15 protein-coding genes are annotated in these 15,332 nt (G+C 45.5%); 3 read left to right on the top strand and 12 right to left on the bottom strand.

What is annotated here, in order from left to right; all coding sequences use genetic code 11:
* Nucleotides 1-74: 74 nt before the first annotated feature.
* From AC3CIC_RS16590 to AC3CIC_RS16575, 4 genes are all read right to left on the bottom strand, one after another.
* On the bottom strand, nucleotides 75-584 hold the full coding sequence (locus AC3CIC_RS16590; RefSeq protein ID WP_488516400.1) for a 3-hydroxyacyl-ACP dehydratase FabZ family protein: 510 nt from the start codon (nucleotides 582-584) through the stop codon (nucleotides 75-77).
* Between the two features lie 26 nt (nucleotides 585-610).
* Nucleotides 611-1,861, bottom strand: coding sequence for a beta-ketoacyl-[acyl-carrier-protein] synthase family protein (locus AC3CIC_RS16585; protein ID WP_488516399.1), 1,251 nt, complete (start codon nucleotides 1,859-1,861; stop codon nucleotides 611-613).
* Entirely contained in the window at nucleotides 1,854-2,084 is a 231-nt protein-coding gene (locus AC3CIC_RS16580; protein ID WP_016961564.1) for an acyl carrier protein, read from the bottom strand. Before AC3CIC_RS16580 ends, AC3CIC_RS16585 begins: the two co-directional genes overlap by 8 nt.
* A gap of 584 nt (nucleotides 2,085-2,668) precedes the next feature.
* Nucleotides 2,669-4,236, bottom strand: a protein-coding gene (locus tag AC3CIC_RS16575; RefSeq protein WP_488516398.1) for an IS3 family transposase whose coding sequence is annotated in 2 segments (ribosomal slippage) — nucleotides 2,669-3,756 and nucleotides 3,756-4,236 — 1,569 coding nt in all. Because the reading frame shifts where the segments join, the coding sequence is not laid out codon by codon here.
* A 424-nt stretch (nucleotides 4,237-4,660) separates the two neighbouring features.
* Between AC3CIC_RS16575 and AC3CIC_RS16570 the strand changes: the two genes are divergently transcribed.
* Complete coding sequence (locus AC3CIC_RS16570; RefSeq protein ID WP_016961563.1) at nucleotides 4,661-5,134, top strand: peroxiredoxin; 474 nt, start codon at nucleotides 4,661-4,663, stop codon at nucleotides 5,132-5,134.
* A 123-nt stretch (nucleotides 5,135-5,257) separates the two neighbouring features.
* Here the strand turns inward: AC3CIC_RS16570 and AC3CIC_RS16565 are convergent, their stop codons facing one another.
* Nucleotides 5,258-5,713 (bottom strand): Lrp/AsnC family transcriptional regulator, encoded by a 456-nt coding sequence (locus AC3CIC_RS16565; RefSeq protein WP_017006513.1) that lies wholly within the window; start codon nucleotides 5,711-5,713, stop codon nucleotides 5,258-5,260.
* Nucleotides 5,714-5,862: 149 nt separating this feature from the next.
* On the opposite strand from AC3CIC_RS16565, the gene AC3CIC_RS16560 reads away from it, so the two are divergent.
* Nucleotides 5,863-6,858, top strand: a complete 996-nt coding sequence (locus AC3CIC_RS16560; protein ID WP_488516397.1) for a DMT family transporter — start codon at nucleotides 5,863-5,865, stop codon at nucleotides 6,856-6,858.
* Between the two features lie 40 nt (nucleotides 6,859-6,898).
* On the opposite strand, the gene AC3CIC_RS16555 is transcribed toward AC3CIC_RS16560, so the two are convergent.
* Nucleotides 6,899-7,387 (bottom strand): ABZJ_00895 family protein, encoded by a 489-nt coding sequence (locus tag AC3CIC_RS16555; protein WP_017006511.1) that lies wholly within the window; start codon nucleotides 7,385-7,387, stop codon nucleotides 6,899-6,901.
* A gap of 215 nt (nucleotides 7,388-7,602) precedes the next feature.
* Nucleotides 7,603-8,256 carry a glutathione S-transferase gene (locus AC3CIC_RS16550; protein ID WP_488516396.1) on the bottom strand — a complete coding sequence of 218 codons (654 nt, stop codon included), beginning with the start codon at nucleotides 8,254-8,256 and terminating at the stop codon, nucleotides 7,603-7,605.
* A gap of 179 nt (nucleotides 8,257-8,435) precedes the next feature.
* On the opposite strand from AC3CIC_RS16550, the gene AC3CIC_RS16545 reads away from it, so the two are divergent.
* Nucleotides 8,436-10,688 carry a peptidase U32 family protein gene (locus AC3CIC_RS16545; protein ID WP_394209464.1) on the top strand — a complete coding sequence of 751 codons (2,253 nt, stop codon included), beginning with the start codon at nucleotides 8,436-8,438 and terminating at the stop codon, nucleotides 10,686-10,688.
* Nucleotides 10,689-10,696: 8 nt separating this feature from the next.
* Here the strand turns inward: AC3CIC_RS16545 and AC3CIC_RS16540 are convergent, their stop codons facing one another.
* The 5 genes from AC3CIC_RS16540 to AC3CIC_RS16520 all read right to left on the bottom strand — a co-directional run bounded on the left by AC3CIC_RS16540 (nucleotide 10,697) and on the right by AC3CIC_RS16520 (nucleotide 14,850).
* Complete coding sequence (locus tag AC3CIC_RS16540; protein ID WP_488516395.1) at nucleotides 10,697-10,885, bottom strand: hypothetical protein; 189 nt, start codon at nucleotides 10,883-10,885, stop codon at nucleotides 10,697-10,699.
* Nucleotides 10,886-10,999: 114 nt separating this feature from the next.
* Nucleotides 11,000-11,473 (bottom strand): GNAT family N-acetyltransferase, encoded by a 474-nt coding sequence (locus AC3CIC_RS16535; RefSeq protein WP_488516394.1) that lies wholly within the window; start codon nucleotides 11,471-11,473, stop codon nucleotides 11,000-11,002.
* Between the two features lie 713 nt (nucleotides 11,474-12,186).
* On the bottom strand, nucleotides 12,187-12,822 hold the full coding sequence (locus tag AC3CIC_RS16530; protein WP_488516393.1) for a YdcF family protein: 636 nt from the start codon (nucleotides 12,820-12,822) through the stop codon (nucleotides 12,187-12,189).
* 108 nt (nucleotides 12,823-12,930) lie between these two features.
* Nucleotides 12,931-14,310: an ABC1 kinase family protein gene (locus AC3CIC_RS16525; RefSeq protein WP_488516392.1), complete on the bottom strand. Its 1,380-nt coding sequence runs from the start codon at nucleotides 14,308-14,310 to the stop codon at nucleotides 12,931-12,933.
* 204 nt (nucleotides 14,311-14,514) lie between these two features.
* Nucleotides 14,515-14,850: a zinc ribbon domain-containing protein YjdM gene (locus AC3CIC_RS16520; RefSeq protein ID WP_016961553.1), complete on the bottom strand. Its 336-nt coding sequence runs from the start codon at nucleotides 14,848-14,850 to the stop codon at nucleotides 14,515-14,517.
* Nucleotides 14,851-15,332 lie beyond the last annotated feature (482 nt).

The following is a 15,332-nucleotide window of genomic DNA, read 5'->3' as shown; positions in this document are numbered from 1 at the left end:
TTTAAACGTTTTTATATTCACGTTTGCTTAAATAAATTAGCGATCAGATAGGAGACATTTGATGCAACATACTCTCAACACGTGACATGTTGAGAAATATGTTCAATAAGATTTTTCCGTTTTATAAACGTAAGATCAAACGTGGCAGACAGCACTTCGCGCCCATTTACATAGGACTTGCCGGTTAACCTTGCACCTAAACGGTTGATTGCTTTTATGCTGACATGCGCTTCTAGGGTATCCCCAGGTAGCGCTGGCGACTTAAACCGCATTTGATTCACGGTACTCGCAATGACATCCGTCTCTTCTTCAAACTCACTTCGGTAATGCAGTAAAACAATACCGGCTTGCGCTAATGCTTCCCCCATCAAAACGCCCGGCATCATGCTAACGTGTTTGAAATGCGCGTTAATCAACTCAGAGGACTCAGGTATGTTGTATTGCGCGACGACGTTAGACTCGGTCAAATCACTGACTGAATCCACAAATAAGAATGCATCGCCATAGGGTAAAATCGAGCGAATAGCCGCTTTACCCAGCACGCCTTGCGTATCCCTCAGCCCATCAATGATGTTTCTATTCATATACCCTACTCACTGACACAGCAATGTCAGTCCATTTTTCGCAGGATAGTGGCCGCATTCGTGCCACCAAAGCCAAAATTTAAAGACAGGACTGTTTTCAGATCCGCCTGTGTGGCTTCGCGCACGATGGGCATATCAGCAAACAAAGGGTCGATATTATCAATATTGATGGAGGGCGCGATAAAACCTTCTTTCAGCATCGCAATGCAGGCAATTAACTCAATGGCCCCTACTGCGCCAATCGCATGCCCCGTCATAGACTTCGTAGACGAGAACCTCGGAACATTGCCTCCAAATGCTCTACGTAAACCATTAACCTCGGCCACGTCACCAGCCACTGTTCCTGTGCCATGCGTATTAATAGCGTCAATATCGGCAGAGAACATTCCCGCGTCTTCTAATGAACTGGCAATACAGTCGACAAATGTCCCGCCATCAGCTTGAGGTAGCACTAAATCATACGGGTCTGAATTCGCTGCATAGCCCACGATTTCAGCATAAATGGGCGCGTTACGCGCTAAGGCGGAATCGAGCGACTCCAATACAAGCGCCCCCGCCCCACCACTGATCACAAAGCCATCTCTATCACGATCATAAGGGCGAGATGCGCCTTCTGGCGTGTCATTAAAGCCAGTAGACAGCGCCATTCTCAAGGCTTGAAAAGAAGCAACAATCAGCTCGTTCACTTCCTCACAACCGCCGGTTATTGCTCTATCTATCACCCCATCACGTATGAGTTCGTACGAATGCCCAATATTGTGTGCTCCGGTAGCGCAAGCAGACGATATTGAGTAGCTTCGCCCAGTAATACCAAAGAGTTTAGTGAGTATTGCACTCGCCGTGCTGCTCATGGATTTGAGGACAGTGTAGGGTTCAGTTCTACGAACCTGACCATCGTAGTACCTTGCCCCTTCTCTGTGTATCACACTCACATCAGCCACACCGCTGCCAACAAGACAAGCTGTTCGCGGGTCTGCGAGTTCTTCTGGCGTTAAACGAGAGGCTGAAATAGCATCACTGGCAGCAACGCTGCAATACAGCGTAGAGGTGGGCATTGCTCTTCGGAGTTTCAAAGGGATGTTCGCAGACTGTATTTTGGACTCATCTAAATGCACCAAACCAGCAACGCGACTCGTTAATCCATACTCAGACCAAGATTCCATTGCGCGAATGCCACTACGACCAAGCTTCAAAGATTCCGTTAACGTGTCAAAATCATTGCCTATTGATGAAACGACACCAACACCGGTCACCACAACACGTCTACGATTATCCATTTTTTTCACTTAACTTGGATTCAATGATGTTTAAAAGATCGCCAACAGTGTCAAGCTTAATTAAGTCTTCATCATCGATAGAGATTGAAAGCGAATCTTCTAAGTCGAGTGTCAATGACACAGCCTGCATGGAATCCATTCCAAGATCACCACGTAGTGACATTGAGGGTAGAATGTCTTTCGCTGCAATGGCACTTTCTGATTCGGACTCTAATCGACTCATGATTTCCAATATTATTGAGTCTGTTAAATATTGTGTTTCTTTTATAATAAAGCTCATTCTATTACCACCCGAGTCTATAAACGGCCACACTAGCAACGTATTTTCTGTGTTTTATATTTTTCATTAAAATACTAACAAGGGCTTTTATCAGCGTCAATTATCTTAGACATGCATGCGCTGCTCTAAGCGCCATTTTAAATCCTGCGCAACACTGTGCGCCTTCAGTTTCTTTTACCCAATAAAACGCTGCGCGCACTGCTTTCAGGGGTGATTTTCCGTGAGGTTATCAGAAACCCTCACAGGGTGAGAGCACATTTCCCTAAATTGTCATCCATTAATGTTTCAACTTAAAATATAAGCCAAACCTCATGATAATTACTGACACACTAATTATAAATAACCGTCTAAAAATTAGATATCAACTATAGCTAAATTAGAGGCTGATGGTAAAAAACACATTACTCAGATTTCAAATAAAAGACACAATCGTCATTTAAACGATTTATACCCCACTACTACCCAATATGATACATCGCATCTTTAGCCATGCGGTAGATTTCAAGGTAGTTGACCAGATTTTCTCATTAAGCGGCTCTTTTTTGACCGCCATGTTCGTTATTGTCTGCGCTTTTGGGGTTGAGTATTACCGAACCAACGGGTGACCAGTCGCGAGTCTCCCTTGACCAACGTTCAGGATGCTTGGCTTTTGCCTGCTGATACACGGCATGCCGCTTCGCCAGCACTGTTGTATCTAAGTTTCTGTGTCTTTCTGCTGGAGTGACGAACTTAATCGCACTGTGGTGATGCTCGTTGTTGTACCAGTTTACAAAATTCAGCATCCATTCACGTGCCTCTGCCAGCGTTTTGAAGCCATGCTCCGGATAGTTAGGCCGGTACTTGGCTGTACGGAACAATGACTCTGAATAGGCATTGTCATTACTAACGCCCGGACGATTGAAGGATGTTCGGATGCCCATTTCATCAAGCTTTGCACGCAAGGTGAGTGACCTCATGGGGGCCCCGTTGTCAGAATGTAAATAATGAGGCTTCACGAAGCAGCGTTCACTGAAGGTGGCTCGCTCAATCAGCTGAGAAGCAAGCGTCCCGCATTCGCAGTCATGGACTTCCCAACCCACAATTTTGCGACTGTAGATATCAATGACCATATAAAGATACCAGTACAGACCTCGAACCTTCGCGGGCAGATAACTGATATCCCAAGTCCAGATCTCATTGGGCTTTGTCGCCACATGAGAAGCGGGCTCCGTCGTAGGCTGTGGCGGTTTCGCCCGTCCTCGATGGTGCAGTTGGTCGTTAGCTTTCAGCACACGATATATGCTTGACTCACTGGCCATATATTCTCCCTGATCGGCCAGTTTCGGCACGATTTGACTGGGCGGTAAATTGGCATAGTCAGCCTCATTGCAGACATTCAGAATATGTTGGCGCTCTTGCTCTGACAGCTTGTTTTTCGGCTCTGGTCTGATAGCCAGAGGACGAAGATCGGGCAACACATGACCCTGTGACGTACGCCAGCGGCGCAACGTTCGCTGTGGAACTTGCATGAGGTCTGCAGCCTTGTACTGAGGCGCGCCATTAGCAACCGCTTCATCAAAAAGCGCCAGCAATGTCTCGCGCATATCGAGAGGAGTCAGTCCTCCTCGCTGTCGCTCCCGTACAAGGCCTTGAGCTTTTTTGACAGCACCAATAGCGCCGCCGTTTCTGCCAGGGCTTTGTCTTTACGATGCAGCTCTGCTTCCAATTTTCGGATACGCTTTTTATCCGCTCTACGCTCTGTCTGCTCTGCTTTCTTAGATTGCTCTGCTTGACCCGCACCGCTGATACAAGCGAGTTTCCACGCTTTAACTTGTTCAGGGTACAAACCTTTCTGGCGACAATACTGGCTAAGCTCAGTTTCTGACAAACTGGCGGTTTCGATGACGGTGGCGAACTTGGCTTCAGCTGACCAATGTTCAGAATTTTTTTGATTACCTGGCACAGGTTTACCTTCGGAGCGGAGTTTATTACGCCAATTGTATAACGTTGCTTCGCTGATGTGATCCTCCGCAGCAACTTCTGGAATGGTTTTGTTATGCGGTGGCAGTAGCTTCTTCAAGATGGCAGCTTTTCTTTCTTCGGAATATCTCGGCATAGTGTCCTTCGTTAGCCCTCCATTGCTGGATTTTTGGGCGTTCTAAGATCTGGACAACTATCCTGACACCGGGGGCATGATGCATATTGATAAGTGCAACGTTAAACGTGATTGTCACCAAACTTCAGCTAATTTGAATCACCGCTCTGTTATCGGGTGTAGTTTGAAAACTTGAATAAATACGTTGCCTAGCATTTTCAAGATTAAAGCGTCGACTGAACCTAAAGATTTCTTCAGCACTTTGCTAACTAAATGTCACTGCGGGTCAGTAGATTAGTTGTTGGTAGTCGTTATTCTGCGAGTACATTTGATGACTTAGAGAGGAGACTGACAGTTATCAATTTATACACCTAGTTTCTCTCCGTGGTATTCAACGGCGAATCGGGCTAGTCTGGTTGCAATCACAACAATAAGGACAGCTAACATGATTCAGCAAGGCCAAACCCTCCCGTCTGCCACTTTGAGCGAACTCACCAAAGATGGCATGATGAATCACGATACCAACGAATTATTTGCCAACAAAAAAGTCGTTTTGTTTGCTGTTCCTGGCGCGTTTACACCCACTTGTTCAGAATCTCATTTGCCTGGTTTCATCGTACTGGCCGACCAAATTAAGGCAAAAGGCGTCGACAGCATTATCTGTGTGTCTGTTAACGATGCGTTTGTGATGCAAGCGTGGGGTGAAACACAAAATGCGGACGAAATCATGATGCTTGGGGATGGCGACGCCAGCTTCACGAAAGCATTAGGATTAGAAATGGACACCGCAACTTTTGGCGGTATTCGCTCACAACGATACGCAATGGTTGTTGAAAATGGTGTCGTGACACAACTCAACGTTGAAGCACCAAAAACGTTTGAAGTGAGTTCAGCTGAAGCGATCCTTACTGCGCTGTAACTCGCTTTGTAGAACAAAAAACGGAAGCGTCAGCTTCCGTTTTTTGTCACTTGAACATAGCGCTAACATCAAACTACTGGCATTACACCGCAAGTCCAAAACACTCGGCTCTAAACGCTAGTATTAAATATAGATGGGTAAAATTCCGCGATCTTTCACCTTTCGTATCGCCAATTGCGTGTGAATGTCTTTCACGTTTTGCAGGCATTGTAGCTTGCGGGTAAATTGCTCATAGCCAGCCAGATCTTTCGCAACCACTTCCAGCAAATAATCGTAAGCGCCTGACACCACGTGGCAACTCACCACCTCCGGCATATCGCTAATGGCTTGTTCAACATCATCCACTGACGTCACTTGGTGATTGTTCAAACTCACTTCAACAAACATGGTCATCGCAATACCAATTTTATCGCGAGAAAGTGAAGCGTGATAACCCGCGACTATCTTGTCCTTTTCAAGCCGCTTGATTCGCCTTGCACAGGGCGACGGTGAAAGCCCGACTAAATCCGCAAGCTCTGCAGTTGTCAGTCTCGCGTCTTTTTGCATCAATTCCAAAAGTTGCTTATCAATACGATCCATCAACCACACGCCGCTAATCATCAAATTATACAAAAATAATAGCGGAAACCATCAACGCATAACGATATGAAGCTCAAAGTTGCCACCTATCGCCAATCGTGGTGCACGATAATAGCGTTTTAGGATCATGTGCAGAAATGGAATCATTCATGACGGCAAGTCAGCTAGCGTCAAAAACACCAGAAAGATCATCTTCAAAAAGCAAAACAGCCGGCTATCTCGCCATGTTGGCGACATTGCTGCTTTGGGCTGGCTTTTTTATTTCGTTAAAAGGCGGTGCGAATTCAGAACTTCAACCTGCCGATCTCGCGTTGATGCGCTTTCTGGTTCCCGCGTTGTTGCTTGCACCGTTCGTCTATAAAGCTCGACTCCAGATTAGAGCCATTCCAAGTAAATACCTGATTGGCATGTTCATCGGGAGTGGCTTGCCCTACTTACTGGTGGCAAGCACCGCGATGCAAACAGTGCCTGTCTCTCATGGCAGCGCACTCGTACCGGGCACGCTGCCGCTATTTGTGACCGCCATTGCCGTATTGTTTTTTAAGCAGCCTTTAAGCTCACATCGCATTATTGGGCTAATCGCTATTGCCATCGGAACAGCACTTTTTCTCGCCACCAACCTAGGAAGCAGCTTCGGGGGCGATTATGACTGGGCGCAATCAAAGGGACATCTCTTGTTTTTGCTTGGCAGCCTGATGTGGGCGACGTTCACGATTTGTGCGCGTGTCGCCAACCTTGAAGCCCTTGCATGTTCGGGCATATTGGCGGTCATTTCGTGCCTTACTTTAGGCGTTGCCATTAGTGCGGGGTGGCTGCCAAGCACTCTGAGCAGCACCCCCGCTTCAGCATGGCCTTGGCAAGACGTGCTCAGTCATACGCTATTGCAGGGCGTGGGGGCGGGCATTCTCGCGTCTTGTACTTACTTATATGCCGTTAAACAACTCGGTGCGGAACGAAGTGCGGCATTTGGTAGTGCGACACCTGTTATTGCTACCCTGCTCGCTATTCCAATCTTCAACGAGCAACCTGATGCAATGACAAGTCTCGCGCTGGTGTTTGTGTGCTTAGGAAGCTTAGTGGCGAGTAATATCTTCTTGAAACAAGATACTTCAATGCACTATCAACCGCCCTCGCACCAAAAATAATGTCTGTGATGCCAGCGACCAGAGTGTCAGAGCGAACTATTTATTCGCTTTGTTTCTCTTTAGCTAGTTGTTTCTCCCTCACCTTAACCCTGTTCTTAATGCCTATCTTCTCACCAGATTTGATCATGAAGTAACTCACTACTGTCATGATCAAAATGAAAACAAAACCGATCCACACAAACAAACTACCGAACTCAGCGGTCAGGTCGGCTAACGTAAAGTCGTAAAACCGCATAAGGCCGGCAACATAGAGCAAGCTCATGCCAGTCCAAACCATCACGGCAAGCCAACGCGTTCTGGAAACCATCAAGGCTTCGTTTTTATGACCAAAGTAAAAGCCCGTCATCATGGTAGGAATAACGGTAGAAAGCACGCCGGAATTTGGCATTTCTAAACCAAAGATGACCTCGACGGCCAAAATGGTGATCCCCATCAGCACAGAGATAAGGCATAAGGAGAGAGATACTTGCCAAAGTTTGGGTTCCTTGGTGTTGGTTTGAAAGTTTGCAATGTGTTCGTTTGCGGTCATGGTTACGTCCTTGTACAGCCATTTAATCTGACGGTGGTGTGTTGTTGTTATGATGATTGAATACGGAGCGTATTAAATCACTGCCTCCATGTGATAACAGACTCATTTATGGGAAACACAACAAGTGACAGTGTCATTTACGAGGGGATTCAAGTATTGAATGAGGCGTTGCAACCGTTTAATCGGGGAAGCTAGAGTTTGGGCGGCATAGGGTTCTATACATCACCAAATACAACTGGCTTATCATCCTTTTTCCACTTGGGATAACTCACCATCACTTTAGAAAACGTCGGATCGTTGTAATGCTTGGTTAGCCACGCGCGTAGATTCGGTAATGGCGCTTGGGCGTACCATTTCTTATCTACACGGGAAAATTGGCGAATAAATGGCAAGATGGCGTAATCAACCAAACTCGGTTGCTCTCCCATTATGTAGGCGTGCTGAGACAACCTCTGTTCAATAGGCATCAACCACTCACAACATGTATCGCGGTGCTCTGTTTTATTGTCATCGTGATAACGAGAAGCCGCTCGGTATTTTTGCAATGCGCCGACAAACGTCACGTCATTGCTTCTTATCAACTCAAGCATGTCGGGTAACTGATTTTTATCGTGCGAATAAAGGAGGTTTCTCGGGTCAGATTGCGTTAGCGCCCAAACCATCACTTCAATACTTTCATCGATCACATTCCCATCACCCAGCACCAATACCGGCACCGTGGCTTTAGGTGATACAGACAGCATGTCTTCAGGCTTATTTTTCATATCAATGTCGCGCAAAATGACGATTTGGCCAGCATGTAAAATGGCAAGACGGCTTCGCATTGCGTAAGGGCACTGTCTCAATGAATATAGGATCGGCATTGTCATGATGAAAGACTTAAAAAAGAACGCAATAGCGCAATGGTAACTGAATTGGCAATGGGATTCACGCCTGTGCAGACATGACCTAGATCAACAAAAGCCTAATGAGTGGCAATGAAAGCGTGAGGCGAGTAGAATGCCTCCTCAAAAAATTCGATGACAAAAACGAAGCGAGCAATCTCACAATGAGTAGAAAAATTGAATTATTGGCACCTGGTGGCGATGTAGAAGCGATCAAAGCAGCCATCGTAGCAGGGGCAAATGCCGTTTATTGTGGCTTAGACATTTTCAATGCCCGTAACCGTGCATCCAATCTTTCATTTGATGAGTTAAATGGCGTATTACGATTAGCTCATGAATACGGTTGTGAAGTATTTCTGACTTTAAACGTTGTTATCCTAGAACATGAAATAAAATCACTCGTGAAGTTACTCAATCAATTAGTGAACACGACACTCGATGGCATCATTGTTCAAGATTTAGGTGTGTTTAACCTCGTTAAAAAGCATTTCCCTACGTTAGATGTTCACGCCTCGACTCAGTTAACGACCCACAATGAAGGCCAGCTTCACTTTTTATCAAAAGTCGGTGCTTCACGCGTTAACTTATCTCGTGAATTAAATATCGACGAAATCAAAGAGATGACAGCTGTGGCGCATGAACATGACATGCTAACGGAAGTCTTTGTTCACGGTTCACTATGTATTGCTTTCTCTGGTCAGTGTTACTCAAGCTCTGTGAGCGTCGGTAACTCAGGTAACCGTGGTCGTTGCAGCCAAGCCTGTCGTGACGAATACGAAGTGACCAACGTCGGTACTAAGTACCCACTAAACCTAAAAGATAACTCCGCGTATTTTGACCTGCCTGAACTGGTTGATGCGCAAGTTGACTCATTGAAAATTGAAGGCCGTATTAAAGGTGCTCACTACGTTTATACGGTTGTTGAAAACTGGCGTAAAAATATTAATAAATTTGTTGAAACGGGTGAGTTGTATGAAGATGATTCCAATCTGCATAAAGTATTCAACCGTGGTTTAACCAACAAATTTTTAAAAGGCAATTTAACCAAAGACATGTTTATCGATAACCCTCGTGACAACAGCGTTAACTATGCGGTTGAAAAGAGCAATGCGATTGACGTGGTTCAAATTCAAGAAGTCAGAACCGACCTTTATAACGACAAGAATGCTATTGGCGCGACACTCGAAGAAAAAGTGAAAGCGCTCAGTATCGACAAAATTGCCGTAACCATTGCCTTCAAGGCAACGCTGGGTGAGCCACTCACTGTGGTTGTCACGCCAAGTGAACAAGACCAACAAGTGTTTGAAGTGACATCAACGTCACTGCTTAGAGAAGCGGGCGAAAAAGCCATCACCTCAAAAGAGCTAGAAAAACGCTTTAAAGGTGTGATCAATCCTAACTACGAATTACTCGGTTATGATTTCTCTAACTTAGGCGAAAACTTAGCGATCCCATTCCGAGAACTGACGGAAATGAAAGATCGCGTTGCATTCTTAATGAACGGATCTAAAGACGTCATTAAGCACGTGGACGTCCCTGCATTCCCGCAACAGCCAAAAGTAGAAGAGAAGCCAAAACTCTCTATGCTGATTGCAGATACCGCAGACCTAAATGTATGCGATGTCACGGATGCTGATATCTACTTCAAGCTCCCTGAAAGCTTCAAAAAACGCGATCGCAAGTACATCAACATCTTCTTAGAAAACCCACGCTTGATCCCATGGTTCCCTGCAGTGTTGATTGGTAAAGACTACGATGAAGCCGTAAAAGTGCTAGAAGAAGTCAAACCAGCACGCATCGTCACCAATAACACGGGTATTGCGTATAAGGCCTATGAAATGGGCATTGAATGGGTTGCGGGTCCGTTCCTGAACACAACAAACTCACACGCGTTAGTCACGATGAAAGAATCGTTAAACTGTGCGGGTGCGTTTATTTCAAACGAGATCAACAAAGGTCAGATTAAACATATTCGTCGTCCTGAAAACTTCAAGTTGGCTTACAGCATTTATCACCCGATTCTGATGATGACAAGCCGTCAGTGTTTCTTCCAACAAACGGTGGGCTGTAACAAACCGGCGATTGAAGCGGGCTGTATGTTGCGATGTGAGAAAGCAACGACGATTACCAATGTAAAAGGCATTTCGTTTGCGGTTGATAAGCAAAAAGGTGGCTACCCAAGCATCTATAACCACGAACAATTCCTAAACATGGACATCGTGACAGATTTCTCTGACTTGTTTGATGAGTTCTTTATTGATTTGACCAACATCGGTGGCGGCTCGAAAGAAAAAGCGGACAAAGTTGAACTCGTTAAGCACTTCGAAAAGCTCGTGAATGGCGATGTCAGTGTTCGAGAAGAGTTGTTTACGATGGTGCCAATCAACACCAACGATCAATACCAACAAGGTTTGTAAGACTGCCCCTAGTTAACCTTGTTGAGGCGCATTAAAAAGTCAACGAAGCCGCGATGATGAATCGCGGCTAATTGGCTTATCTTTTCTTGCGGCAGTACGCCAGCTAAGTACACCGTTCCGTCTGATTCGACCACGGGGGAAAAGTGCCAATCATCGAAATAGTGCTTAAACTCCTCGGGAGCAATCGACTTCTTCATCTTTGACCTCCCGTTACAACGCGCAACTTGGATTTCTATACTTGCTCGTCGCTTTCAAATACCCGTCGCTCAACTTTCTCAAGGGAAAAGCGAACTACGCGTAAAGCAACCCGCTTAAATACGCTGCTCTTTGTTCTGCTCAACATCAAGTACCATTGGAACATAACGAATACCGTTTATGCTTAACTCGTCAGATGTTGGCGCGAATCCCACCTTCTTGTAGAAACCAAGCGCATAAATCGATGCCTTCACGCGAACTAACGCTGCGCCACTTGCTGCTTTCATTTCTTCAACTAAACGCCTAGCCACACCAAAACCGTGATATTCGGTTTTAACATAAAGATGACCAATATAACTTTCATCCCGCCAAGCGACATAACCGATAATTTCGTCGTCAACAGTCGCTTTGATCACAGAGTAAATTTGGGCATCTTTTACGTTGTTAATATCGGCCGTAAACGCTATTCGAAACGCTTTCTTTCCATCAGCACTGAGTAGAGGAACAACGTGCTCTTCATTGCTTGATTCACCTAACTTGAGGATCACATCTAGATCTTCTGGGTTCGCTTTTTCAAACCTAAATTCCATTTTTACTCCCAACTCAGAACCAATCGCATGGTCTCTCCTTAAAGAGGATAGACATGCGAGGTGTCAACAGAAACACCCGAGGATTCCATCTTTGTCTCAACTGTATATTGTGGAATCGGGGCATTAACAAGAAAGCTATTAGAATTGACTTTTCGACCTAACCTTTCTTTTGATGTATAACGTCCAGATTAAACGAGCAACATTGTGGGATGAAATTTTGTAGCGGTAGGAAACCCATCCAAGTATTTATGTTCCGTTTCAATTTTCTGTTAGCTTCCGGTTCCTATAGATTTACTTTCCATATGATCAACCAAACTTCGCGCTGCTAAATTATCAGAATTTTTAAGCGCATTCTAAACACCAACATGCTCATCGTTTTTTCTTTGTTGGCCTAGCTTTAATTTACAATCGAGCTTTGTTAGTACAATTTTAAATCCAACGACACCTGATAATAACTTATCACGATACTCATCGGTCACAACATCTCAGTGAGTAAGAAGTGTTGGCTCATATTGAGTAACAACTTCCTCGACTGCTTCTAGAGTCTGCTTATTGTTTAAGAGTGAAACTTGTCCATAAGCATTTCACCGGCTTTTCACCGGCTTTTCACCGGCTTTTCAAGCGTGGGGAAGTGTTCGATCAACGCTATGGCTCACCACACTGATCGAACCGGTATTTTTAAGGTTGTTATGCCAGCGAATTAACCACTGCTCTCACCACAACCCCTGTTTTTTAATCTCATCATAAGCAGCAGTAACATGCGCAGGAATAGTTTGTTCAATTTGATAGCCTTGGGCGGGGTAATCTCTTACGCGTTCGAAGTCTGCCAGCGTGGCTTCTACCACCATATCAAAGGGAATGTTGTCTGTTGGGTATTCCACCAGCGAGAGCGGCGGTGAAGTGACTAACGCCCTGTTGTATTGACCCGGCCACTGTTTAACGAAAGTGGCGTAAGCGCGACGTTCCATGAAGGGCTTTTGAACCAATAAAAAACGTTTGAAATCATGTCCGTTTTCGAGCATGACTTGATACCCGAAAGAGACATTTTCGCCAGTGTTGGTGGCCTTGGTTTCTAGAACAATTGCGGATTCTGGTACGCCTTCGTCCATGAGGACGTCGGCAAAGGTTTCCGCTTCGGTTTTGTCGAATTCATCTTTGGTGAATCGCCCAAATCCGCCGGATACCAACACGTAAGGTGCGAAGCCTTGGCGATAAAGTGCAGCGGCATATTCCGCGACGCGTACGTCGTTGCTGCCAAGAATGAAGATGCAATCTGAAGGCTGAGGAGCATGGCCAAGTTGGTGGTAATCCCAAAGGGTTTCGAGATGTTTATAAATGCGGCTTGGCATACAGGCTGTCCTTTGTATGAACTTGGGTAAACGTTACTTCGCTTTTACTCCTACCCACCCTCTTTTTCAAAAGAGGGTGATCAAAAGTATGACCCTAAGCCTGTAATTTTAAATGCTTGGTTGCTTTCGCACCCAACCTGCTCGCTTGCACGTTGGCGGGGTTTCCCATTGAAACGGTTTAAAAACTTCTCGCAAATTCACTTTGGCGTTTAACCGTGCGGCAAGTAGAAACAAGCCGCCGATTTTTCGGTGCAGAAACAATGCATCGGCTGGCGGGGTGTGCCAATAGCCTTGCTCCATGCTCAGTGCCATGCCTGCTTCGTGAATACGGCTGCCCAGGTCTGTGTTGCCAAAGTCGTAGTCGCCGTCATATTGGATCGGCTCGCAAGCGATCATCACCATGTTCACCACCGCGGCTTTTTGCTCAGGGAAGATATGGTTACTGAAAAATCCGATTTGTGCCATGGCATCTGACACACCATCTTTGTCGTTGTTCACCGCGCATGTCAGCAGTTTTTGATAACCCTCGCTGATCGCATCACCATAACGTCGCGTCGCGCCGAAATCGAGTAGCACGATTTTCCCACTTTCTTTTTGATAAAGATAATTGGCGAAGTTAGGGTCAGTCTGTACCAGTTTGAATTGGAACGCTTCTTTGAACAGAAGCTCAAACAAGTTAGTCACCAAATTATCCCGCCCCACTTGAGGTAAATCTTGCAAATTCTCGATCGCCTCGCCTTGTTCAAAGCTCATGGTCAAAATGGAAGGCGTAGTGAGTTCTTTATAAACTTTGGGCACGATGAAACGGTTGTCATCTTTGAGTAGTTGATAAAAGGTGTCGCCCATTTCCGCTTCGAGTTCGTAGTTAGCTTCATCATGAAGCTGCTTTTTCGCTTCATCTAACAGGCTTTTGTAATCCACTTCTTTCGGCACTAAACCAGTCAAACGCAGCAGAGTAACAACATTGTCTACATCGCTGCTGATGCTTTTTTTGATGCCGGGGTACTGCACTTTAATGGCCAGTTCAGAGGCATCATCACCATACGCAAAGTGGACTTGCCCAATAGAAGCGGCCGCAACGGGTTTGAACGTGAATGAAATGAAGTGCTGTTGCCAGGTTTTCCCCCATTCAGTTTCCAACACCGACGCCAATTGTTTTGCAGGCATTGGGGCTGCATTGGAACGCAGTTTGGCAAGAATGTCGGTAAGCTCTTTGGGTAGCGCATCTCCCGCATCCATACTGAGCAATTGCCCAACCTTCATGGCCGCGCCGCGAAGTTGCGCGAGTTGGTTGGTAATGCTGGAAATATTTTTTGGGGTCAGCAGCAAATCTTTCGCTGAAGGGCGTTTACCTGACAAGAATTGCTTGGCACCTTCAGTGGCCATGTTGGTGGCGACTTTGGTGACCACAGAACCGAACATGCCGACGCGGCTGAGTCTATTACTAGGAATTTTCTTACCGTCTTTTCCGTTATCGTACCCGGCCACAATGCCTCCAGCGTGTTTGATTTACTTTCCAGTACGAGTCTCGATAAGAATCGTTCACTCTTGACGATATTAACCATCGCCAATAAAGGCAAGTCGCCGGTACGAATCAGTGGGTAAACTCAACCAGGATAAAACAGCAGAGACAAAAAAGCCGCGCTTTGAATTTACGTCAAGGCGCGGCTTTTTCAGTTAATGTTGTGTGGATTACACTTTTTTCACGAACTCAGATTTCAGCTTCATCGCGCCAACACCGTCGATTTTACAATCGATGTCGTGGTCACCGTCTACCAGACGGATGTTTTTAACTTTAGTACCCACTTTAACCACCAGTGAAGAACCCTTCACCTTCAGGTCTTTGATGACTGTGACTGTGTCACCATCTTGCAGGACGTTACCGTTAGAATCTTTGATGATTTTAACGTCGTCAGCATCAGCAGATGCATCTTGTGACCACTCGTTACCACACTCAGGGCAGACATATAGTGCGCCATCTTCGTAGGTGTATTCAGAGTTGCACTGTGGGCAATTTGGTAGAGACATTGATGATTACCTCGGTTCACATGGGTAAAGAGGGCGGTAGTCTAAACCAATCATTGCAGCACGGATATAGCCAAACGTGATAAGCACACTTTTTTTATAGGGTTAATACTTAGTTCCCTTAGCGCCTATTCCTATCTCACTCTTCCCATTCACTTATCTCTTACTTAACGCTTACTTATTGCCCCATGTCTTGTTACGAAATTGCCTTTCCCCTCGCCAATTTCGCCTCTTTCTCTACATGCTAAACCGTACCAGTTCACATATTTGAGATGAGATAATTCGCAACAAAAAATTCATGTGGTGAATAATTTCGCTAACCATGACTCGCCAGCCCTTTGTTTTTCTTGATGCCTATTTTAATAGACGAAAAACACCTTCTCTATCACGTGCTTTTACCGTTTAAACACCTGTATGAAAACCGAGCAGCATTGACGCGAATTGCTAGACTCATGGCAGATAATTTTCATTTTATTTAATGAGTT

Source organism: Enterovibrio sp. QJM3NY_24, assembly GCF_057786035.1.
Note: the sequence above shows the minus strand (reverse complement) of the source record. Positions and strands in the feature narration are given on the sequence as shown.